The sequence below is a fragment of the Neomicrococcus aestuarii genome (assembly GCF_014201135.1).
GTDB lineage: Bacteria > Actinomycetota > Actinomycetes > Actinomycetales > Micrococcaceae > Neomicrococcus > Neomicrococcus aestuarii.
Genome location: NZ_JACHDR010000001.1, coordinates 529,087 through 550,678 on the forward strand (window position 1 = coordinate 529,087; position 21,592 = coordinate 550,678).

Consider the following 21,592-nt stretch of genomic DNA (forward strand, 5'->3'; position numbering starts at 1 on the left):
TGTTCAAGACCTCGTCAGGAGATCCTCGAGTATCAGTCCCATGGGTGACGCTCTGAAGAAACGCATCGCGAGGGCTGGGCTCGATATTTCCGTCTCCGATTTCCGGGCACAACAGTTCTTATGGGCCGGTATTGGTTTGTGTGTTGCGCTTTTGGCCACGATCCTTTCTGTACCGAACCAGAACTTCAACCCGTTGCTGTCTCTTGTCATGGTGGTTGGATTCCCCATCTGCGGGTTCTTGCTTCGAGACTGGTGGCTGGGTGAAACCATTGCTCGCCGAGCGCGAAAGATTCTTGGCCAATTCCCCAATGTTGCAGAACTGATGGCACTGTCAGTGGCCGCTGGAGAGTCCACCTTGGGTTCTTTGGAACGAGTCCGCAGGAGCTCAGAAGGCGAGCTCCCAGACGAGTTTGGTCGAGTGCTCGCGGACGTGCGAGCAGGAAGCGCACTCGGCGAGGCCCTCAGGTCCATGGCTGATCGTGTTGACCAGGACATCATGACGCGATTCGTCGACGCCATTTTGGTGGCAACGGACCGTGGCACGCCCCTGGCTCAGGTCATGAGAGATCAGGCTCAGGACGTTCGTGATGCTGCAAAGCGAGAACTGATGGAAACAGCTGGAAAGAAGGAAGTGAGCATGCTGCTTCCAGTTGTCTTCGGTATCCTCCCGCTGACGGTGATATTTGCCGTCTTTCCGGGCATCGCACTGTTCGACTTCAGCTTCTGACAGGCGTCCGCTGGAGTTGTGTATCCAGTTATCCACAATTCTTGAGCTACTTCCCCGCGAGCGGTTTGATTTTCATAGGCTGAGCGTGAAGCAGCATTACGAGGTGCTGACATCAGTGTTTCCAATGATTCTCCATGTGTTTGCCAAAGCTTAACTTTCACTGGATAGCTTCAAACTGTTGAGTGCTACACACCACTTGACGGCAGGCTTCATCGCCTCATCTCACTAGCACTTTTCTTGTCCGCCACCGTCACCACAATTTCTGAAGTCACGCTTTTCAATCTTTGAAGTCACTCTCTTTAATCACAAGAACTAAGGAACGAGGGGGAACCATGGAAAAGGTTTCGTTTCACTTTTTGACAACACTTCGAGCAATCTCAACTTTTGTCTCATCACTAGTACGCGGACTGACTCAGCGTGTCCAAATCCAAGAACGCGGAGACGTTCCTGGCTGGGTCATGTTGGCGATCATGTCAGCGTTGCTGGTAGCAGGACTTCTTGCAATCGCAGGGCCTCGCCTGATTGAGCTCTTCAACCAGGCGATCGATAACGTCGCAGGCCTTGGATAGTCGATCTCTGCTCCGGAGAACTTGCGAGGGGCGAACGAAGGGAAGTCTTTCGTCGGTGGCCAAGGAAGACGGCGCCAGTATCCCTGAGTTCGTCCTCGTGAGCACTCTTGTCATCGCGCTCTTTATCTCGATTGTGCAGCTCACATTGGTTCTGCATGTAAGAAACACGATGCTCGATGCCGCAGCTAACGGGGCACGGTACGGAACGCTCGCCGATCGAACCACCGGCGATGGTATCTCTCGAACCAGAGAGTTGCTTCAGGGTTCGCTAGGCTCTGGATTTCAAGCCAATGTATCGGCACAGGAAACAAGTATTGGCGGGCAGCCCGCCGTTCGCATTCGGGTTTCTACAGACTTCCCACTACTTGGCTTCTTTTCGACAGGCGGAGAGCTTGAAGTATCAGGCGAAGCCGTGAGATACGAATAACGTTCGGCTACCGAAGCTGGGGAGGTCAAGATCAAGCACGGGGTGAGGGGAGTGATGACGATGCGTGAGAAACAGCCAGCGCGAACGCTGCAAGCGTGGAAACCGCGGTGGCATCGACTTCACGTAGCTGAAGAGGGTTCGGCCATGATCGAATTCGTTTTCTTGGCCGTTGGCTTGATGGTCCCCATCGTCTACTTGATACTTTCAGTTGCACAGCTTCAGGCGTCATCGCTAGCGGCGATTGGAGCTGCAGACCACGCCGCAAAGGTCTTTGTTGGCGCTGAGTCTGAATCCGAAGCACGAAGTCGCGCGGCCTCCGCGGTGTCCACTGCCCTGAACAATATGGGCATTCCTGCTGGCGCGGCGAACACGACCATTACTTGTTCTGATGCTTGCCTAGAACCAGGAAGCACCGTGACGGTCAGTGTGCACATCAACGTTCCACTGCCTCTCTTGCCAGAAGGCGTGGGATCAGGACTCATGACCACGAGTTCAACGTCCACTCACCGTGTGGATCGATTCGGGTGACGCAGATGAAGAGTTTGGGAATTAGATATCGGCGCATGTGCGGTGCACGTCTTCGTCAAGATCTATCGGGTGAATCTGGTCAGTCAACCCCGCTCATTATCGGACTGTTGGCGATCGCACTCTTGGTGGTAACGGTTATGTTGGCGGCCACCCAAGTCAACGGGCAGGCACGGCGTCTACTCGGTGTAGCGGATGGGGCCTCTACCGCAGCCGCCGATGATTACTTGGTTGATTTGCAAGGTGGGGATCTCAGCGTGAAGCTCACCAACGCGACCGTGCAAGAGTCGGTGGCCAGCTATCTGTCGGAGACGAATGCGAGTAACAAATTCACTGAACTTCGTATTTTGGAAGCCACCGCAAGCCCCGATGGTAGAACCGCCCATGTTCGTCTCGGTGCTTCGGTGCATCCTCCATTGGTCAATTGGATCGTCCCCGACGGTGTGACGATTAGCGTCGAGTCCGACGCGCGTGTTCATCTCGAGCAGTGAGCAGTGAGCAGTGAGCAGTGAGCAGTGAGCACTCAGCCGTAGGCCATGAGCAGTAGGCCTTGCGGAGTGACGAGCTGTTTGTCACGGAACGCGACAAGAGAATCTTGCGGTGGTGTCGTAACCTAGTTAGACCATGGCTTCCATTGACTTTCCCGCAGAGATTGCGGCTCTTCGACACACATTCACTTCAATTCAGGCAGTCTCAGACGTCGACAAAATCAAGGCTGACATTGCAGACCTGTCCGCTCAAGCGGGCGTGCCGAACCTCTGGGATGACCCGGCAAGCGCCCAAGTGGTGACGTCCAAGTTGTCCCACCGCCAGTCTGAATTGGAACGACTCGAGAAGCTCGAAGAACGCATCGACGACCTCGAGCTGATGGTTGAGCTTTCAGAAGAGGATCACGACGACGAAGCCTTGCGTGACGCTGAAAAGGAACTTTCCAAACTGCGTAAGGCTCTCGCTGACTTGGAAGTCGTTACCTTGTTGTCCGGCGAGTACGACGAGCGCGAAGCCGTGGTCACGATTCGTTCGGGCGCCGGCGGAGTAGACGCTGCCGACTTCGCTGAGATGCTCCTTCGCATGTACACCCGGTGGGCAGAGAAGCACGGCTATGGCGTAAAGATCATGGACACCTCCTACGCGGAAGAAGCCGGACTCAAATCCGCCACCTTCGAGGTCAACGCACCCTACGCCTTCGGCACGCTGTCTGTCGAAGCCGGAACACACCGTCTAGTGCGCATCAGCCCCTTCGACAACCAGGGGCGTCGCCAAACCAGCTTTGCTGCCGTCGAAGTGATTCCCCTGATCGAACAGACGGATTCCATCGAGATCCCAGAAAACGAGATCCGCGTGGACGTCTTCCGCTCCTCGGGCCCAGGCGGACAGTCTGTGAACACCACGGACTCTGCAGTGCGCTTGACCCACATTCCAACCGGAATTGTGGTTTCTATGCAGAACGAAAAGTCGCAGCTCCAAAACCGAGCGGCGGCAATGCGCGTGCTGCAGTCACGCCTTCTCTTGCTCAAAAAGGAACAAGAGGACGCTGAAAAGAAGGCGCTCGCAGGCGACGTCAAAGCCAGCTGGGGCGACCAGATGCGTTCCTACGTCCTGAACCCCTACCAAATGGTCAAGGACCTCCGCACCGAACACGAAGTCGGCAATACTTCAGCCGTCCTTGATGGTGACATCGATGACTTCATCGATGCTGGTATCCGCTGGCGTGCCAACAACCGCAACGCCGCCGATAGCTAAGCCTGAAATACCCCGCCGGTTTGCTACTTAGCGTCGGCGAATAGCTCCTGAAAGCCCTCTGCTTACTCCACCATTCCCGCTACTCCACCAACATGTTGGTGATTCGGCTGGTGCACAACCGCTTACCTTGATCGTCACTCATGATGATTTCGTGAGTGGTGATGCGCGATCCCAAGAAGATGGGCGTGCAGACAGCGGTGACCAGACCGGACACGCCCGCACGGTGATGGGTGGAGTTGAGGTCCACGCCTACGGGTCGTTTGCCAAGGCCTTGCTCAAAGCTGTGCAACGCTGCGCCAAACGACCCCAAAGTCTCAGCGAGAGCGGCACTAGCACCGCCGTGCAGAATGCCCGCAACCTGCGTGTTCCCCTCGACAGGCATCGTGGCCACGAGGCGTCGGGCGCTCATCTCCGTGAACACAATGCCCAACTTCTCCACGAGTGGCCCAACACCGAACTTCCCAAAGGGACCCCACAATTCTTCCGGAACCCCAGCGCGAGTGAGCTGATCCGCAAACGGATGCTCCGTCGTCGTACTTAATGGGGTTTCAGCCGCAGAAGTGTGACGAGAATCCGAAGATTCATTAGATGCTGAGGCGGTCGTGTGATTCTGGCTCATGACAACTAGGCTTGCACTTGTGAGTGATGTAGCAAAACCGGAAATTCAAGAAACCGCCCAAAAGACGTCAAAGATGATCGTTATTGACGGTCATTCGATGGCGTTCAGAGCGTTTTATGCCCTGCCAGCCGACAGCTTCTTGACAGCATCAGGGCAGTACACGAACGCCGTTCACGGGTTCATTTCCATGATGCTCACCATGATTCGCGAGCACCAGCCGACTTATATCGGTGTGGCTTTTGACCTGGATACGCCCACGTTCCGCTCGGAACAGTATGACGAGTACAAGGCCGGCAGAAACAAGACCCCCGAGGAATTTAAGGGCCAGATTGACCTGATCCGCAAGGTCCTCGAAGCGATGAACATCCCGACCATCTCGATGGACGGCTACGAAGCAGATGACATCATCGCAACTCTCGCGACCCTCGGCGAAGCCGCTGACATGCAAGTTTTGGTGGTGTCCGGCGACCGCGATGCCTTCCAGCTGATCACGGAAAAGACAACCGTTCTGTACCCCACGAAGGGTGTTTCGCAGATCCCTCCGATGGACGCCGCCGCCATCGAAAAAAAGTACTTCGTGCAGCCGAATCAGTATTCGGACCTCGCCGCGCTCGTGGGTGAGACCGCGGATAACCTGCCCGGCGTGCCTGGCGTTGGACCGAAGACCGCCGCAAAGTGGATCAACCTGTATGGCGGGCTCGAGGGCATCCTTGAACACGTCGACGAAATCAAGGGCAAAGTCGGCGATTCGCTGCGTGAGAACCTCGATAACGTCAAGCGGAACCGTCGCTTGAACCACTTGCTCCGTGACCTTGAGCTGCCGGTCAACCTTGAATCTCTTGAACTCGAAGCGCCCAACCGTGAAGCGCTCGAGGAAATCTTCGACACCCTCGAATTCAACACTCTGCGCAAGCGCGTGTGGGAACTTTTCACTGAAGAAGAGGAAGAGGTCGTTGAAGAAGAGCTGCCAGAAGCAACCATTCTGACCTCCGCTTCAGAGATCACGGACTGGTTCAAGGCCGAGGGCTCGCATGTATTGGGCCTCTACCTGGTGACGGAAGCGCCCGCAGCAAGCAACCCGGGCATGCCCGATGATGTCTTCGCGCTAGGACTCGCGTCTGAGGATCAGCTCTCCTACATCAAGCTCGCAGATCTCGATCCTGATGCTGAAGCTGCGATTGCTTCGGCGCTCGAATCGGTGAGTTACAAGAAGGCCGTGCACGACTACAAGCTGGCTTTCAAACAGCTCAAGGAACGCGGACTCACACTCGGCGGCGTGGTAGACGACACCATGATTTCCGCTTACCTCATTCAGCCGGACCGCCGTAGTCATGCACTTCCGGATGTGGCATTGCACCACTTGAAGATTTCCCTGGACCTGAGTGAGTCTGAGTCCAAGGGCGAGCTTGATCTGGGCCTTGACGGCAAGGACTACTCGGCGTCGGCTGCCCGCGCTGCTTTCGTGGTGCGCCAACTGAGTTTGATGCTTGCCGGTCAAGTGTCTGAGCGGAACGCCGCTAGTTTGTTGGCTGAACTCGAGCTGCCGCTCTCGCAAGTTCTCGCGCGGATGGAGCGCGTGGGTATTGCGATTGATTTGCCGCAACTTGAGGTTCTCGAAAAGGACTTCTCCAAGGTCATTGACGACGCCAAGTCTCGCGCGTTCGAAGCGATCGGCCACGAGGTCAACCTGGGATCTCCGAAGCAATTGCAGGTTGTCCTGTTTGATGAGCTCGAGCTTCCAAAGACCAAGAAGATCAAGACCGGCTACACAACCGATGCTGAGTCGCTGACCGAGCTGTACGCGCAGACGAACCACCCATTCTTGGGTGCGCTCATGGAATACCGCGACGCCACGAAGCTCAAGCAGACCGTTGACGGGCTCGGGAAGGCTGTGGCCGACGACGGCCGCATTCACACCACTTATGCGCAGACCATTGCCGCAACCGGCCGATTGTCTTCGCTCAACCCGAACCTGCAGAACATCCCCGTTCGTAGCGAAGAGGGCCGTCGTATCCGCGAAATCTTCGTCGCGGCCGAGGGATATGAAACCTTGCTGACTGCCGACTACTCGCAGATTGAAATGCGCATCATGGCGCACCTTTCCGGCGACGAAGGGCTGATCGAGGCGTTCCGCTCGGGAGAGGACTTGCACCGTTTTGTGGGTTCGCGCGTGTTCAACGTGGACCCCCAAGAAGTCACTCCGGCGATGCGCTCCAAGGTTAAGGCGATGTCCTACGGCCTTGCTTATGGGCTGAGCTCATTTGGCTTGAGCAAGCAGCTCCGCATCTCCGTGGACGAAGCCCGCACGCTTCAGAAGGACTACTTCCAGCGCTTCGGCGGCGTCCGCGATTACCTCCGTTCGGGAGTGGAGAAGGCCCGCTCGGTTGGATACACCGAAACCATCCTGGGCCGCCGACGCTACTTGCCGGACCTCACGAGCGACAACCGTCAGCTTCGCGAAATTGCCGAACGAGTGGCACTGAACTCGCCAATTCAGGGATCGGCAGCGGATGTCATCAAGCTCGCGATGTTGCACATTCAGGCCGAACTCGACGCTCAGAACGTTAAGTCCCGCATGCTCTTGCAAGTCCATGACGAATTGGTTTTCGAAATCGCTCCGGGCGAATTGGAAATTATCCGCGAGATCGTCGAGACCAAAATGGGTGACGCGGTCGAAATTTCCGTTCCGCTTGAAGTGCACATCGGAATCGGCAAGAACTGGAACGACGCAGGTCACTAAATTTGTAACTAACTGAGGCGGCCCGCTGACGGAAGCTGCGTCGTCGTACTGAAAATTTCTTGAGTACGACGACGCCTGCTCGCTTCCGACACGCAGGCTGCGGTATGGAAGGGGAGCCATGTCCGAAAGTTCACTGCAAGCGAGTGCGAGTACCAACGGGGAACGCAAGGTTGCGTTGCGCGAGGGGCTTCGGCTCGAGGAATTCTTGCCCGAAATTCAGGCGGACGGAACGCCCTCTGACCGCACCGTAGGATTCCTCAACGCCATGCGATCGGGATTCTACGAAAAGCGAGCCAGTGCCGAGGAAATTCGACGCACGGGAACGGTTTACGCGAATGAGCCGATCGGATTTGTAGCTGTTTACGACGACGCTGCTCAAGAAGCCGACGAATTCTCCTATTCAGGGTCGTTTCCCATTGCGACTTTTGGGCACTATGAAAAGTCTTTTAACATCGGTGGGCCAGAGCTCGTTCCGGCTCATCTGATTACCATGGTGACCGTTGCGGCATCGCACCGTCGACAGGGGATTCTCTCCGCCATGATGCGCCACAGCCTCGATGCTGCGGTGGAAGCCGGGCGACCCGTCGCTTTGTTAACCGCGTCAGAATCTGCGATTTATGGACGCTTTGGCTTTGGAATCGCCACTCGAGAAGCCAAATATGAGCTGAATTGCGCCGGTGGTTTGCGTTTTAAGTCGCCGTCCGTGGGGACTGTAACTAATGCTGATCCTTCGAAGATTGGTGATGTTGCGGCTACGATCTTCGCTCGCGCTCATGCTCAGAATCCCGGCTCTGTTGATCGCCAGGGCACCTATCTTGAATACAAGACCGGCCGCTGGAGCGACGACGTCACCGTCCCGAACCGTACGTTGCGCGCGCTCATTTATCGTGGGCCGTCCGGTGAACCCGAAGGTTTCGTGACCTATGCCTTCAACGGCTGGGGCTGGAAGCCGCCGACTATCGGTATTCGAAACTTCGTCGCCGCAAGTGACTCCGCCGAGCTCGCTTTGTGGGAGCACCTGGCCAATTTGGACCTGATCGAAAAGATCGTTTGGCCGAAGGCGCCCGTGGATACCGCCCTGTTCTATGCCTTGGAAGACTCCGGCGCCTTGAACACCGTGTCTGTTGACCACCATCTATGGGTACGGGTGCTTGATGTCCCGCGGGCGCTGACTTCGCGTTCATGGTTGGCCGACGGTGACTTCAGTCTTCGCGTCCGCGACCGGTGGGGTTACGCGGAAGGGACCTTTTCCGTTTCCATCCGTGGAGGCGTCGCTAGCGTTGGCCTCTTAGACAATCCCGATCAGGCCGCCGATATGGGACTTGATGTTGCGACGCTAGGCGCGCTCATGCTGGGCGATACGAGTGTCAGCCAACTTGTGCGAGCTGGATTGATCGATGTCACGGTCCCGCCAGCCGCACTGGATGCTTTGTGGGCTACGGCAGTGAAGCCGTTCTGTAATACAGGGTTCTGATTTCTCGGTTAGACGCCTGTTGACCGGTGCTTGTTGGGCGGTCCCCGTGTGCTGGCGCGTGACGTGGCGCCGACGCACTTTTAGCCGTTTGGCTATTGCTTCGGCGCATCTCATGTGGTGCCGTTTCGGGGATTACGCGCTCTGTGACGCCGAGGGTTAACGCAAGGTTTCCTTCGGGCGGATTTTGACCAAACTCTTCCTTTTGGGCTGTGGATAACTCTTATTCGTCTACTTAGCTCCGATACCTTAAGAGGGTCATCGAATCCGAAATAGGGGAGGGGATCGAATGACGAATCCTCGACGTTTATTCAACCGGTCATGGGGCGTGCTTTGCGCCGCTGGAGCGCTGAGCCTGTCACTATCGCTAGCTGGATGTAGCTCTGATGCTAATGGCGAGAGCCCAACGAGCGCGGCTTCACAGGCGACTTCCGGGAGTGCTTCGGCCAGCAATTCGGCTGCCGCTTCAAGCAGCCCCGTGGCCAAGCCTCAAGAAGCTACTCCGACATCGCCAGCCAAGAACATTCCGGAACCAGTCATGCCGGCCGCGGCCAAGAAGAACACGGCCGAAGGGCTAGAGGCGTTTACTCGGTACTGGTTTGAGGTGCACAACTACGCGCAGAAGACCGGTGACACGAAGCAGATGATGGCGCTTTGTGTGGAGGAGAGTGCTTTTTGCGATCACCGAAAAGAATCCGTCGACCAATTTACCGAGCGAAATGCATGGATGATCGATGGCGACACGATCATCAGCACCTACTTTTCAGACCAATCCGAAACGCCGGCAGGCTACAAAGTATCGATTGTTGAAATCGACCAAGAAGGTCGAAAAGTATACAACTCCGACGGGCCGATCGTAGAGGCTAATTTGAAGTCCACTTCGGGTGCCTTTGAATCCTATTCAATTTGGCGCGATGGGGGCTGGAGATTTCTGGCTATAGACCCAATTGACGGAGTGGAGTACGAACAACGATGACTCCAAGATTGACGCTCGTGTTACTTGCAGTTGTAGGAGGTCTCAGCGTCTCAGACGCTTTGGCAGGCAACAGTTACTTTTCCTTGCAATTTATGGAAGGGAATGTCACCACGTCTCGATCTGATCATTGGAATAGTGATTCAGTCGGAGGGTCGTTTGTTGTTGAAGGAATTACGGGTCAAACCAAAGTAAGCGGTAACAAGGTGAATTCTGCTCCCAGACAGACAGCACCCATTCCGCCCAGTAAGAATCCAAGTGCATCTGTCGGCAACGCGACCTCAACATCCTCCGAGGGGACATACTCGTGGCGACACTTGTGCGCCGATAACGCCACGGGGGATGTCAGTATTGCCTGCGCGATCGCCGCTCCTGACGTCTGTCCGCCAGGTGAATACCTGGGTGTCGTTTTGGCAATCGATAGTGCGGGCGTTGCCACTGAGACGGGGGACAGGCAGTGCACCGGATCAACGCCTAGCACGCCGGCTCCGGTTGCCGCCGGCGGCGCACCGGCACCGGCCGCACCACCAGTCGTAATCACTGTGACTGCATCAGACTTTCAGCGGCTGCCGATTCCGCCTTCAACGATCAATCTAGACACTCAAGGCAACACTCTTCGGACAGCGCATACCAACATCTATGCGACCGCCAGTGTTCGCAACCTCAACACCACGGTTCTGGGTCAGCCGGTGCGAGTTCGAGCGGTGCCCATCGAATACATCTGGAACTACGGAGACGGTACGACACGTCGTACTTATGAGTCGGGTGAGGCGGTTGCAGGGGATCCGTTCGATATTCAGACTGAAACGTCGCATCAGTTCGAAGAGACGGGTACTTTTCCGATCAACCTCACCACTGTTTACACCGGTCAGTTCTCTGTCAACGGTGGACCCTGGATCTCGATTAACGGCGTAGCTCGTGTAGACAGTGCACCTGAATCCATGACCGTTTGGAAGACCAAACGCTCTTTGGTAGCGGAAGATTGCATAGCAAATCCAGGAGCAATTGGTTGCAGCGACGGCTAAGCCTCTCAGCCTTCAACACGTGTCCGAAATCAGCGTGAAATGGTGAGCTGCGCCGTCGTAATTCCCGGTCCGCTCAGCGGTATGAGCTGAACCGCAGCGATTTGCGGTGATTGCGAAGAGTAACTAAACTGAAAAGGCACTTTGTGCGTCTTTTCGCGCGCGTGCGACATGCATGATCCACATCGGGACGCCGGGACTTCCGGTATCCCACTGACAAATCCTATCCATATCGGAGCCCCTACTACATGACCATCACCACCAACGAGAAGACCGGTACGCCACAAGTCGCAGTAAACGACATTGGTACCGAAGAAGACTTCCTCGCCGCCATCGACGCCACCATCAAGTACTTCAATGATGGCGATCTCGTCGAAGGCACCGTCGTTAAGGTCGACCGCGATGAAGTTCTGCTCGACATCGGATACAAGACCGAGGGTGTTATTCCTTCCCGCGAGCTTTCCATCAAGCACGACGTTGATCCAGATGACGTTGTTGCAGTCGGCGATTCCGTCGAGGCCCTTGTTCTCACGAAAGAAGACAAGGAAGGCCGCCTGATTCTCTCCAAGAAGCGCGCACAGTACGAGCGTGCCTGGGGCGACATCGAGAAGATCAAGGAAGAAGATGGTGTTGTTACCGGCACCGTTATCGAAGTTGTCAAGGGTGGACTCATCCTCGATATCGGACTTCGCGGCTTCCTCCCAGCATCGCTTGTTGAGATGCGCCGCGTCCGCGATCTTGACCCATACATCGGTCAGCAGATCGACGCCAAGATCATTGAACTCGACAAGAACCGCAACAACGTTGTGCTTTCCCGTCGTGCATGGCTTGAGCAGACGCAGTCTGAGGTTCGCTCCACCTTCCTCAACAAGCTTGAGAAGGGTCAGGTTCGCCCAGGCGTCGTTTCCTCCATCGTCAACTTTGGTGCATTCGTGGACCTTGGCGGCGTAGACGGTCTCGTCCACGTTTCCGAGCTCTCCTGGAAGCACATCGACCACCCATCTGAGGTTGTCGAAGTTGGCAAGGAAGTTACCGTTGAGGTTCTCGAAGTTGATCTCGATCGTGAGCGCGTTTCGCTCTCGCTCAAGGCAACGCAGGAGGATCCATGGCAGACCTTCGCTCGTACCCACGCTCTTGGACAGGTTGTCCCAGGTAAGGTTACGAAGCTCGTTCCATTCGGTGCGTTTGTTCGCGTTGAAGACGGAATCGAAGGCCTTGTTCACATCTCCGAGCTTGCAGTTCGCCACGTTGACCTTGCTGAGCAGGTTGTCTCCGTTGGTGACGAGCTCTTCGTCAAGGTCATCGACATCGACCTCGAGCGTCGCCGCATCTCGCTCTCCCTCAAGCAGGCTAACGAGGGCGTCGATCCAGAAGGCACCGAATTCGATCCAGCACTCTACGGCATGGCTGCAGAGTACGACGAAGAGGGCAACTACAAGTACCCACAAGGCTTCGACCCAGAGTCGAACGAGTGGCTCGAAGGCTTCGAGACGCAGCGCGCCGCTTGGGAGCAGCAGTACGCTGAGGCTCAGGAGCGTTGGGAAGCCCACAAGAAGCAGGTTGCACAGCACCTCGCCGAAGATGCAGCTGCAGCAACGTCTGAGGGTTCTTCCGAGCCAGCACAGACCAGCTACTCTTCTGAGGCTCCAGCCGCAGAGCAGGGCACCTTGGCATCTGACGAAGCACTTGCAGCGCTTCGCGAGAAGCTCACGGGCAACTAATTGTTGATCTGCTCTTAGAGCAGGTTTCAAGTTAGTCCTTGGAGGGTCATCCGGTTTACCGGGTGGCCCTCTTTTTTATGCCTACTATTTTCGAGGGTTACCAAACAAGTGGTGAGCCGTAGGTTCGCAGTGTCAGCGAGGTGTGTCATTGAAATGTGTGACCAAGTGAGGAGATCTGTGGGCCGTGGATGAACGAGCTTTGGACGGAGCTGAAGTTGCACCGGTGCGGTCGGTCTTGCCGCCAGAACCGTCAGTGTCGTCGGATGAACGCGCGATGCTCTTCAGTTTTCTGGATTATTACCGGGCTGTGATTCGGCGCAAGGCCGAAGGGCTCTCGGACGCAGAGGTTAGGACGACATGCCCTCCTAGCAGTATGAACCTCATCGGAATGATCAAGCATTTGGCTTTCGTGGAGGACTATTGGTTTGGACACCGTCTCGCGGGCAATGAACCGTGCCATCCTTGGGACTTGGCGCCGTGGCAACAGGATCCTGACTGGGACTGGAATTCGGCGATAGACGATTCTCAACATGAAGTATTTGCGCTGTTTGATAGGGCAGTTGATGCGTCACGGAGTATTCAATCCAGGATTGACACGTTATCTGCCCGGGTTGCGCGGCCTAGTGCCGGGGAAGAGGATATGACGTTCCGATGGATTCTCGTTCATATGATCGAGGAGTACGCCAGACACGCTGGGCACGCGGATCTTCTGCGCGAGAGACTTGACGGACAGACAGGGGACTAGGCACGTTTGAGTGATCGTGTGACCGTGAACTTCCTGTTCTTTGCGATCTCAGTGGTTGGCCCGACGATCCTGTTCAAGTCATGCTTGTAGTTCAAGTGTGAATTCCACACACACCAAAGTTCACCATTGTTCTTTAATACGCGCGCGGAGGCTCTGAAGAGTTTGAGTGCGATGTTGGGGTCGACGGTGTTCCCCACATGAAACGGCGGATTGAGCAGTATTAGCTCTTCAGACTTATCCGGAAACGTGCTCATGGCGTCGTCCCGGACGGCGACTACACGGTCCGCCTCGTTATTGAGGATTGCTGTTTCTTGAGTCGCAGCCACGGCGTCGCGCGATGAGTCGGTGGCAAGCATGCGTCCTGAGAATTTTGGGAATTGAAGCGGGAAGAAGCTTGAAATGGTTCCATTTCCACAGCCAAGATCGACAATGGAGTCAGGAAATTCCGCGGAATCGCCAAAGGTGAGCTTTAGGGTCTCTAGGAAGAACCTCGTGCCAGGATCAATGTTCGTCCCACCAAAGGTTGCGCCGTAGGCGGCCAATTTCAGTGGGATACCCGCTAGTGTCTTGGGTTCTGACCGTACTGGAAAGGCTGAGACATAGTTTTCCGGAAGTGGTCGTTTGCCTGTTGCTGCGATGACTCTTGACTTGCTACGAGCGCGTCCCGCTCGTACCTCATTGAAATACTCGCCTAGCACGTCATTGATCGACAGCGTGAGGTATTTTTGCCGCCCTCCAACGAGCACCAACACGTCTGCGCTTGCGGCTAGAGCGGTGGCTTCGATTAATTGCCGTAGCTCGCTCAGAGAACGAGGTGCCTGAATGAGGATGACGACGGCGCCGCTCACCACCTCCTGTAGCTTCAGCTGTGTGGCAACAGGGGAAGGAAGGCCAAGTTGAGTCGCGTTGTTGCTGATTGCCTGTTCGCGTGAAAGGGAATCGTTCCAGGCTGTGATGGTCCAGTTGAGCGAGTTTCCTCGGGCGAACTGTTGGAGTGGCAAGGATAGTGCTCCAAAGCCGTCATTGAGCGTGACGATTCTAAGTTCGTCTTGCCCGTTGCTGCGCGTCAGCGCAGAGAGGATATCGGCTGTGTCGAGAAGCAGTTCATCGGTGGCATCAGAGCCTTGCAGATTGTCGGCCTCAGGTTCCGGCCACCGACTCAGAGCACTGAAATCGAAGTCCCTGGTGATTTCTCCCTGCGAAACGTCTTGGCCCAGAAGATCTAGGTTGTACATATCTTGTCCGCCATCAGTCACTGCGGTTACCTTCCCAGATCAATCCACGTAGATTCTCTTGCGTCCACTTGTGCGCTTCCCGAAGAAATACTCGCAACGACCTCATGTAGCCGGGAGATAGCCTCCGGTTCGTGGAATACTCCGACTTCTATTCGAACGCTATCGGCGCCGTAGCTGGTATCAAGTACTTCAATTCCGTGATTTCTTAGGCCAAAGTTCAGTCGACCTGCATCGGCTGCCGTGGTCAACACCGAGAACTTCTGCACAAGTGCCCGTTTATTCAGGGGCATTTCGTCCAGTACACGTGATACGGCCTCGGAATACGCCCGGACCAGTCCACCCGCTCCTAGTAACGTTCCTCCGAAGTACCTCACCACTACGACGAACACGTCACTGAGAGTGTTATTTCCATCAGGCATGGCTCGCTGGGTAATCGCGTCTAACATCGGCACCCCGGCGGTTCCCGAAGGCTCTCCATCATCAGAACTTCGTTGAATTTCCCGCTTCGAACCAATACTGAGGGCGCTGCAATGATGCCTGGCATCAAAGTGTGCACGGCGAATTCGGCCTAATAATTCGCGGGATTCATCTACGCTCTCAACTCGGTTGGCGTAAGCAATGAAACGGGATCGTTTGATGTCTATTTCGTGGATAGTCTCTGTGCTTTCCTTCGGCACCCAATACACATGCTGCGAGGCGACGGAGGTGGAAGAGGACATGCTCTAAAGTCTATTGAGTGAATACCGAATCGCAGACTAAGAAACGGTTGATGATTGGCCTCACCGGCGGCATAGCCTCTGGAAAATCTGCGGCAGCGCGTCGCTTTCAGAAACTTGGCGCCATATTGATCGACGCAGATCAGATTTCTCGTGACGTTGTTGCCAAGGGAACGCCGGCGCTTAAGGACATTGTCTCAAGTTTCGGTCCTGAGGTTCTCACGCCAGAAGGAACCCTAAATAGGCCAGTTCTGGGTGCAATAGTCTTCTCAGATGAGCAGAAACGGGAACAACTGAATGCGATTGTGCATCCTAGGGTCCGCGAAGAATCGGCACGCTTGATCTCGGCTGCTCCAGCCGGATCTGTCATCGTTCAAGACATCCCATTGTTGGTAGAGACGGGTCAGGAAAAGAGCTTTGACATCGTCGTAGTGGTTGAAGCGCCGATCGAGGAACGGATCCGGCGCATGACAGAGGACCGCGGAATGTCGAGGGAGGACGCGCTTGCTCGAATAAGTGCGCAGGCGTCAGACAGTGAGCGGGCGAAGATCGCCGATGTCATTCTCGACAATTCAGGTTCTCTAGAAGACCTAAAAGATTCCGTAGATCGTTTTTGGAACGAGCACGTAGCTAATGAGTCACCTGCTGGTGTCCAAAGGAGTGAAGATAGATGAGTCAACAACAGCCAATTATTCCGGGGCGGGGTACAGCTCCAGGGCCTTACAAATTGCAACGTATGAAGTGGGTTCGCCGCTTCGTCGTCGCAATGACCGTTTGCTGGGCGATTGCACTAGTCTTCTGGCTGCTGCTAGGTGGCAGAGCGGAATTTGTCTCGGGACAGAGCCCATATTCGATGACGGTAATCCTCAGCGGCATCTTGGCCGGTCTGGGAGTAATTTTTGCGGTTGCTGCAGCGCTCACGTTTGTTCAGAGCCTCTCCGGAGCCACCATGGAACGGCTCTCGGAGGGTCCACTGTTGAACCCTAATGGGAAGAAAAAGGGCACGCGTTGGTAGAGCTCAATGAGCATTACCGAGGCAACATTCCAGAAGTGACGCTTGCTAAGCAGCATCATTGAGTGACCGATAGGAGCGTCGGCGAAATGTTCTTGTCGGCGAATCGTCCAAACTTTCCCATGGGCGACTCTTCACACTGAGCCCAAACCTGTCCGTGATGGTCAGCTCACCGTTTTTTCCAGAGCGGATGCGCAGGTGACCCAGTGATTTGAGGCGATGGTGCTTTCTGCAGAGCAGAGCTAGGTTCTCCAAGGTTGTTTTCCCGCCATCTTGGGCTTCGTGCAAATGGTCGGCATCGCAGGATCGCCCGGGTCGCTGGCAACCGGGAACCCTGCAAAATCGATCCCGCCACAGTAACGCGTCTCGTTGTTCGCGACTCGGTTGATATGTATCAATTCCGTTCACCGATCCATTGAGCGGATCTTCGATGAGTCGGCGCCATACCGTTGCCCGTCGTGCCAGTTCCCTCGCAGAGTCCGGATCGATCGTTCCGAACCTCTCACCTTCAGCCCAACGGTTCTCCGGAGCGAGAGCGGCGGCCGGATTCTCATGGCTTTCCGGCAGGAGATTGGACGTTGCGGGCGCTCCCTGGACCCCGGTCAATACACTTGACGGGATCAGAACGGCAATTGTTGCAGAAATGCTCTCGAGCCATGATTCATCGGTAATCCATTCCGGTTCGCGACCTTGAGCTTCTTGAATTTCCTGCTCTTTACGGATTGCAGGACTCGGCAGAATGAGATTTAGGAAGGCATCGGTACGCGTTTCATCGGTAGATCGCGGATCCTTGGGATCCTTGAGCCGGGCTTGTTCTACTGCTTTGTCAAGTCGGCGCTGGAGTGCTTCAGCCGCAACGGTTGGTATGTAGGCGTTCACATATGACATTCCGTCGTCGCCGGACTGAATTGAGATGAAGCGGTTCTCTCGGGCAACTTTATGAGCAGCCGCTGGACTCTTGAGATGGTGTCTTTTTCGCCAGTTCTCAGCCAACTTCTTGACTTGCCAGGCGGTCTTTCCGGTGAGGCGACTCTCAAGGAAGGACGCAAGCTGATTTTTCATCGCCTCGACCTGTTCTTGCGCTGCCTTGACGTCGTTCTCAAATCGCGTGAGTTCGTCAGGGTGGTAGTTGCCCTGCTCATCGGGAAGAGGCGTATCAACAGGCGGCGGAGTGATCTTTTCAATCTCGTCGATCGCGTGCTCAACGGCCCGGCGCGGTACCTCACCAGCAGAAATCTTTTGCTGAAGCATGGGAAACACGTGAACTGCTGAATGCGCCCTGCGCATCAAGGCCGCCGCCTCGTACTCTGAAATATCTAGCTCTTGAGCCAAATGATAGGTGACTGCAAGCTCGGCCATTTGTCCCGGTCCCACGCCAGCGCGCACGGACGTAATCATGCCGGGGCGTGGCGGAATGGCGAGTCTCTCGAAGTTGAGGGTTCCTCGTTCGTTGAGTTGCGAGGAGTCACGAGCGCTTAGTTCAACGATCTCAGATGTGACACGGAAAATTTCGGCATCAGCTTGGCGGCGCGCCACCTCAGCCTGATGAAGAGAGTCGAACAGCTGCTCGAAGATTTCTGCGCTCATCGCGTCCTTGTCCGCAACGTCACCCTCAGTCGTCGCAGTAGAAGAGAGCGCACGGCTAGCGGCCTTTCCAGAAACAACGTTAGGCGCACCTCCAGATGCGACCTTAGATGCAACTCCAGACGCAACTTCGGGACCAGGCTCCCTCTCAGCCTGGCCCATTTCTTCCGCAGAGAATTCCTCTCGTGATTCCATGTACCCAGCCTGACTCGTCCAGCAGCCACTCCGAAAGCAACAGCACAAGAATGTGGACAACTTCCACCTCTGTTAGCGAAAACAGTCACCAGTGGGGGATCTACACAGGCACGGAGGCGTAGCCTTTTACACATGAGTCTTGCCCAACAGATCAATCGTGTAGTTGCACCCTTTGAGGTCATCAGCGAGTACCAGCCGGCCGGCGATCAGCCACAAGCCATCAAGGAACTTGCAGAGCGCGTCAACAACGGCGAGAAAGACGTCGTCCTTTTGGGCGCCACCGGTACCGGTAAGAGCGCAACGACGGCGTGGCTCATCGAGCAGATTCAACGCCCAACGCTTGTGATGGTCCAGAACAAGACCCTCGCGGCGCAGCTGGCTAATGAGTTCCGAGAACTCCTGCCGAATAACGCGGTGGAGTACTTCGTGAGCTACTACGACTACTACCAGCCAGAAGCGTACGTTCCCCAGACGGACACGTTCATTGAGAAGGATTCAAGCATCAACGAAGAAGTTGAGCGCTTGCGTCACTCGGCAACGAATGCGCTTCTCACGCGCCGGGATGTGGTGGTTGTCGCGACGGTCTCTTGCATCTACGGTCTCGGTACTCCGGAGGAGTACATCCGCGGAATGGTCACTCTGACCAAGGGCGCCGAGCTGAACCGTGATGACATGCTGCGGCAGTTCGTACAGATGCAATATTCGCGCAACGACATGGACTTCCACCGCGGCACCTTCCGGGTCCGTGGAGACACTGTGGAGATCATCCCGATGTACGAAGAGCAAGCCATCAGGATTGAGTTCTTCGGCGATGAGATCGAGAACATCTACACGCTTCATCCGCTCACTGGCGAGATCATTCGTGAAGAGCAGGAAATGTACGTGTTCCCGGCATCGCACTATGTCGCTGGAGCGGACCGTATGAACCGGGCGATCACCAGTATCGAGGATGAGCTCCAACAGAGGCTCAAGGAGTTCGAGAGCCAGAACAAGCTGGTGGAGGCTCAGCGCCTCAGAATGCGCACCACTTATGATCTCGAGATGATGCAGCAGATGGGTTTCTGCAACGGTATCGAGAACTATTCACGTCACATTGATGGTCGTCCGCAGGGTAGCGCGCCGCACTGTCTACTCGATTATTTCCCCGATGACTTTGTACTTGTTATCGATGAGTCCCACGTAACGGTTCCGCAGATCGGCGCCATGTATGAGGGTGACATGTCCCGCAAGCGCACCTTGGTGGAGCACGGCTTCCGACTCCCGAGCGCTATGGACAACCGTCCGCTCAAGTGGGATGAGTTCCTCGAGCGCATCGGACAGACGGTCTACTTGAGCGCCACGCCTGGAAAGTATGAGCTTGGCAAGGCTGACGGTGTGGTGCAGCAGATCATCCGCCCGACTGGCTTGGTTGATCCGGAGATCGTTGTGAAGCCCACGAAGGGCCAGATTGATGATCTGCTGGACGAGATTCGCACGCGTACGGACAAGAACGAACGTGTCTTGGTGACCACGTTGACCAAGCGCATGGCGGAAGATCTCACGGACTACCTCACGGAAAATGGTGTCAAGGTCCAATACCTGCACTCGGATGTGGACACGCTCCGACGCGTGGAGCTCTTGCGGGAGCTGCGCCTCGGAACGTTTGATGTCCTCGTAGGCATCAACTTGCTTCGCGAGGGCTTGGACCTTCCCGAAGTCAGCTTGGTGGCAATCCTTGACGCTGACAAGGAAGGCTTCCTTCGATCTGCAACGAGTCTTATCCAGACCATCGGTCGTGCGGCGCGTAACGTTTCGGGCGAAGTGCACATGTATGCGGACCGGATTACGGACTCGATGGCGAAAGCGATTGAGGAAACGAACCGTCGTCGTGAAATCCAGGTTGCGCACAACAAAGAGCACGGTATTGACCCGCAGCCGTTGCGCAAGAAGATCGCCGATATCACGGATCAGTTGGCGCGCGAGGATGCGGACACTCAAGAGCTGCTCGCGAAGAACAAGGGTTCAAAGTCGGCAAGTAAGGCCGCGGAGGGTATCCGTAAGGACGGCTTGGCTGCGGCACCGGCTGAGGATCTGGTGGATTTGATTGAGCAGATGTCGCAGCAGATGCATGGCGCTGCGGAAGAGCTTCAGTTCGAGCTCGCGGCCCGCTTGCGCGACGAAATTGCGGATCTGAAGAAGGAACTGCGCCAAATGCAGAAGGCGGGACACGCGTAGAAGGTGAGTTGCGTCGTCGTACTAAATATTGAAGGACGACGACGCAGCTCACCACCGCGCTCACCCTGCGGAAACGAGCGCAACGTGCGTGAACGTTAGTTAGCTAAGTCCCGCAATGAGCGGGTGGGTGTGTATGATTTTCAACAGCGTAGGGGAGTATCCCAATACTGCGAACGTCAGCACGCCGAGCCGGTTAGTCTTCACTGCCGAGCGGAGCCGGGCGCAGTAGCCGCATTCTTGCGGCGGAGAGACTTGCGATCATCATTCGTACCCGCGCTCTTCCTGTCGCGCGGCCAAAAGTGAAAGGCCAGTCTTTGACAGACCAGCTCACAGCACAATTCCAGATCATCACGTTTGTGGTGCTCGGCCTCGTGCTTCTATTTGATCTTCTATACGTGGTTAAGCGACCACACGAACCTTCTATGAAGGAAGCCGGCCTGTGGGTTGGTTTCTATGTCACTCTCGCACTTATTTTTGCGGGATTGATGTTTTGGCAAGCCGGCCCAGATTACGGTGCGGAGTTCCTTGCAGGTTGGGTGACCGAGTATTCACTCTCTGTTGACAACCTGTTTGTCTTCATCATCATCATGGCTCGCTTCTCGGTACCTCGTAAGTACCAGCAAGAAGTGCTGATGTTCGGCATCATTATTGCGTTGATTCTTCGCGGTATCTTCATTGCTATCGGCGCTGTTGCTCTCGAGCACATGAGCTGGATCTTCTACTTGTTCGGCGCTTTCTTGCTCTGGACCGCGTGGAAGCAAGCTACAGATTCCGGTGAAGAAGAAGAGGAAGGCGCGGAGCCTGGCTTCGTTGCTCGTCTCACCAAGCGTCTGCCAGTCTCGGAGAACTTCGACGGCAACAAGTTGCGCACCACCGTCAACGGAAAGCGCTTGTTCACCCCGATGGTTCTGGTGTTCATCACCATCGGTATCACCGACTTGATGTTCGCTTTCGACTCGATTCCAGCTATCTTCGGACTCACCCAGAGCCCGTTCATTGTGTTCACGGCGAACATTTTCGCGCTCATGGGGTTGCGCCAGTTGTACTTCCTCTTGGGCGGACTCATGGAGCGCCTCGTGTACCTCAAGCACGCTTTGTCTGCGATCCTCGCGTTTATTGGTGTGAAACTCATCTTCCACGCTATGCATGAGAACGAGTTGCCATTCATCAATGGTGGCCATGGCATTGAATGGGCTCCCGAGATCCCAACGTTCTTGTCCCTCGGCATCATCGTGGGCATTCTGGTGATCGCGATCGTCGCTAGCTTGATCGCAAGCAAGAACGTCAAGGTGGACGAGCGCCTCAAGGAAGACTCGAAGCGCGCGCTCTCTGATGAGAACTAGTTCTGACAACT

Annotated in this window: 20 protein-coding genes; 16 read left to right on the plus strand and 4 right to left on the minus strand. The window is 55.6% G+C overall.

Translation table 11 applies throughout. The features are described from left to right. The first annotated feature begins 40 nt into the window (after positions 1 to 40). The 6 genes from HD598_RS02335 (at position 41) to prfB (ending at position 3,991) form a co-directional block, all read left to right on the plus strand. A complete protein-coding gene (locus HD598_RS02335) occupies positions 41 to 727 on the plus strand; it encodes a type II secretion system F family protein (protein ID WP_232318066.1) in 687 nt (228 codons plus the stop codon). A 332-nt stretch (positions 728 to 1,059) separates the two neighbouring features. Next, a complete protein-coding gene (locus tag HD598_RS13405) occupies positions 1,060 to 1,296 on the plus strand; it encodes a hypothetical protein (RefSeq protein ID WP_260170469.1) in 237 nt (78 codons plus the stop codon). Positions 1,297 to 1,351: 55 nt separating this feature from the next. Next, complete coding sequence (locus tag HD598_RS02340) at positions 1,352 to 1,723, plus strand: TadE family protein (RefSeq protein WP_183663535.1); 372 nt, start codon at positions 1,352 to 1,354, stop codon at positions 1,721 to 1,723. A 144-nt stretch (positions 1,724 to 1,867) separates the two neighbouring features. Next, positions 1,868 to 2,251, plus strand: coding sequence for a hypothetical protein (locus tag HD598_RS02345; protein ID WP_071895144.1), 384 nt, complete (start codon positions 1,868 to 1,870; stop codon positions 2,249 to 2,251). 107 nt (positions 2,252 to 2,358) lie between these two features. Next, positions 2,359 to 2,739 carry a hypothetical protein gene (locus tag HD598_RS02350; RefSeq protein WP_183663537.1) on the plus strand — a complete coding sequence of 127 codons (381 nt, stop codon included), beginning with the start codon at positions 2,359 to 2,361 and terminating at the stop codon, positions 2,737 to 2,739. A 133-nt stretch (positions 2,740 to 2,872) separates the two neighbouring features. After that, a complete protein-coding gene (gene prfB, locus HD598_RS02355; RefSeq protein WP_071893690.1) occupies positions 2,873 to 3,991 on the plus strand; it encodes a peptide chain release factor 2 in 1,119 nt (372 codons plus the stop codon). A gap of 79 nt (positions 3,992 to 4,070) precedes the next feature. On the opposite strand, the gene HD598_RS02360 is transcribed toward prfB, so the two are convergent. Beyond that, positions 4,071 to 4,610, minus strand: a complete 540-nt coding sequence (locus tag HD598_RS02360) for a hotdog fold thioesterase (RefSeq protein WP_183663539.1) — start codon at positions 4,608 to 4,610, stop codon at positions 4,071 to 4,073. A gap of 73 nt (positions 4,611 to 4,683) precedes the next feature. Between HD598_RS02360 and polA the strand changes: the two genes are divergently transcribed. The 6 genes from polA to HD598_RS02390 all read left to right on the plus strand — a co-directional run bounded on the left by polA (position 4,684) and on the right by HD598_RS02390 (position 13,282). Further along, a complete protein-coding gene (gene polA / locus HD598_RS02365; protein WP_260170616.1) occupies positions 4,684 to 7,350 on the plus strand; it encodes a DNA polymerase I in 2,667 nt (888 codons plus the stop codon). A 118-nt stretch (positions 7,351 to 7,468) separates the two neighbouring features. Continuing rightward, positions 7,469 to 8,824 (plus strand): GNAT family N-acetyltransferase, encoded by a 1,356-nt coding sequence (locus tag HD598_RS02370; RefSeq protein ID WP_183663543.1) that lies wholly within the window; start codon positions 7,469 to 7,471, stop codon positions 8,822 to 8,824. A 475-nt stretch (positions 8,825 to 9,299) separates the two neighbouring features. Next, on the plus strand, positions 9,300 to 9,797 hold the full coding sequence (locus tag HD598_RS02375; protein ID WP_183663545.1) for a DUF6318 family protein: 498 nt from the start codon (positions 9,300 to 9,302) through the stop codon (positions 9,795 to 9,797). A gap of 539 nt (positions 9,798 to 10,336) precedes the next feature. Next, the gene (locus HD598_RS02380; RefSeq protein ID WP_183663547.1) at positions 10,337 to 10,819 is read left to right on the plus strand and encodes a hypothetical protein; all 483 of its coding nucleotides are present in this window, start codon (positions 10,337 to 10,339) and stop codon (positions 10,817 to 10,819) included. A gap of 245 nt (positions 10,820 to 11,064) precedes the next feature. Next, on the plus strand, positions 11,065 to 12,537 hold the full coding sequence (rpsA, locus tag HD598_RS02385) for a 30S ribosomal protein S1 (RefSeq protein WP_183663549.1): 1,473 nt from the start codon (positions 11,065 to 11,067) through the stop codon (positions 12,535 to 12,537). Positions 12,538 to 12,811: 274 nt separating this feature from the next. Beyond that, positions 12,812 to 13,282 carry a DinB family protein gene (locus HD598_RS02390; RefSeq protein WP_183666503.1) on the plus strand — a complete coding sequence of 157 codons (471 nt, stop codon included), beginning with the start codon at positions 12,812 to 12,814 and terminating at the stop codon, positions 13,280 to 13,282. Here the strand turns inward: HD598_RS02390 and HD598_RS02395 are convergent. Both HD598_RS02395 and HD598_RS02400 read right to left on the minus strand, forming a co-directional pair. Beyond that, positions 13,279 to 14,538, minus strand: coding sequence for a class I SAM-dependent methyltransferase (locus HD598_RS02395; RefSeq protein ID WP_183663551.1), 1,260 nt, complete (start codon positions 14,536 to 14,538; stop codon positions 13,279 to 13,281). The two genes, HD598_RS02390 and HD598_RS02395, sit on opposite strands and share 4 nt — an antisense overlap. Positions 14,539 to 14,543: 5 nt before the next feature. Further along, entirely contained in the window at positions 14,544 to 15,236 is a 693-nt protein-coding gene (locus HD598_RS02400) for an IMPACT family protein (RefSeq protein WP_183663553.1), read from the minus strand. Between the two features lie 17 nt (positions 15,237 to 15,253). On the opposite strand from HD598_RS02400, the gene coaE reads away from it, so the two are divergent. Both coaE and HD598_RS02410 read left to right on the plus strand, forming a co-directional pair. Next, positions 15,254 to 15,907, plus strand: coding sequence for a dephospho-CoA kinase (gene coaE / locus HD598_RS02405; RefSeq protein WP_311538921.1), 654 nt, complete (start codon positions 15,254 to 15,256; stop codon positions 15,905 to 15,907). Positions 15,908 to 16,086: 179 nt separating this feature from the next. Continuing rightward, positions 16,087 to 16,248 (plus strand): hypothetical protein, encoded by a 162-nt coding sequence (locus HD598_RS02410; protein WP_183663555.1) that lies wholly within the window; start codon positions 16,087 to 16,089, stop codon positions 16,246 to 16,248. A 45-nt stretch (positions 16,249 to 16,293) separates the two neighbouring features. On the opposite strand, the gene HD598_RS02415 is transcribed toward HD598_RS02410, so the two are convergent. Next, positions 16,294 to 17,604, minus strand: a complete 1,311-nt coding sequence (locus tag HD598_RS02415; RefSeq protein WP_183663557.1) for an HNH endonuclease signature motif containing protein — start codon at positions 17,602 to 17,604, stop codon at positions 16,294 to 16,296. Positions 17,605 to 18,156: 552 nt separating this feature from the next. Here HD598_RS02415 and uvrB point away from each other — a divergent pair. Both uvrB and HD598_RS02425 read left to right on the plus strand, forming a co-directional pair. Further along, positions 18,157 to 20,238 carry an excinuclease ABC subunit UvrB gene (uvrB, locus tag HD598_RS02420; RefSeq protein ID WP_183663559.1) on the plus strand — a complete coding sequence of 694 codons (2,082 nt, stop codon included), beginning with the start codon at positions 18,157 to 18,159 and terminating at the stop codon, positions 20,236 to 20,238. A 314-nt stretch (positions 20,239 to 20,552) separates the two neighbouring features. Next, entirely contained in the window at positions 20,553 to 21,581 is a 1,029-nt protein-coding gene (locus HD598_RS02425; protein ID WP_183663561.1) for a TerC family protein, read from the plus strand. The last annotated feature ends 11 nt before the right edge of the window (positions 21,582 to 21,592 follow it).

Bases quoted from the DNA above. Each gene is read 5' to 3' on its own strand.
- HD598_RS02345 (WP_071895144.1), top strand. From the start codon at position 1,868: ATGATCGAATTCGTTTTCTTGGCCGTTGGCTTGATGGTCCCCATCGTC.
- HD598_RS02335 (WP_232318066.1), top strand. From the start codon at position 41: ATGGGTGACGCTCTGAAGAAACGCATCGCGAGGGCTGGGCTCGATATT.
- uvrB (WP_183663559.1), top strand. From the start codon at position 18,157: ATGAGTCTTGCCCAACAGATCAATCGTGTAGTTGCACCCTTTGAGGTC.
- polA (WP_260170616.1), top strand. From the start codon at position 4,684: ATGATCGTTATTGACGGTCATTCGATGGCGTTCAGAGCGTTTTATGCC.
- HD598_RS02370 (WP_183663543.1), top strand. From the start codon at position 7,469: ATGTCCGAAAGTTCACTGCAAGCGAGTGCGAGTACCAACGGGGAACGC.
- HD598_RS02360 (WP_183663539.1), bottom strand. From the start codon at position 4,610: ATGAGCCAGAATCACACGACCGCCTCAGCATCTAATGAATCTTCGGAT.
- rpsA (WP_183663549.1), top strand. From the start codon at position 11,065: ATGACCATCACCACCAACGAGAAGACCGGTACGCCACAAGTCGCAGTA.
- prfB (WP_071893690.1), top strand. From the start codon at position 2,873: ATGGCTTCCATTGACTTTCCCGCAGAGATTGCGGCTCTTCGACACACA.
- HD598_RS02390 (WP_183666503.1), top strand. From the start codon at position 12,812: ATGCTCTTCAGTTTTCTGGATTATTACCGGGCTGTGATTCGGCGCAAG.
- HD598_RS02410 (WP_183663555.1), top strand. From the start codon at position 16,087: ATGACGGTAATCCTCAGCGGCATCTTGGCCGGTCTGGGAGTAATTTTT.
- HD598_RS02415 (WP_183663557.1), bottom strand. From the start codon at position 17,604: ATGGCCGAGCTTGCAGTCACCTATCATTTGGCTCAAGAGCTAGATATT.
- HD598_RS13405 (WP_260170469.1), top strand. From the start codon at position 1,060: ATGGAAAAGGTTTCGTTTCACTTTTTGACAACACTTCGAGCAATCTCA.
- HD598_RS02400 (WP_183663553.1), bottom strand. From the start codon at position 15,236: ATGTCCTCTTCCACCTCCGTCGCCTCGCAGCATGTGTATTGGGTGCCG.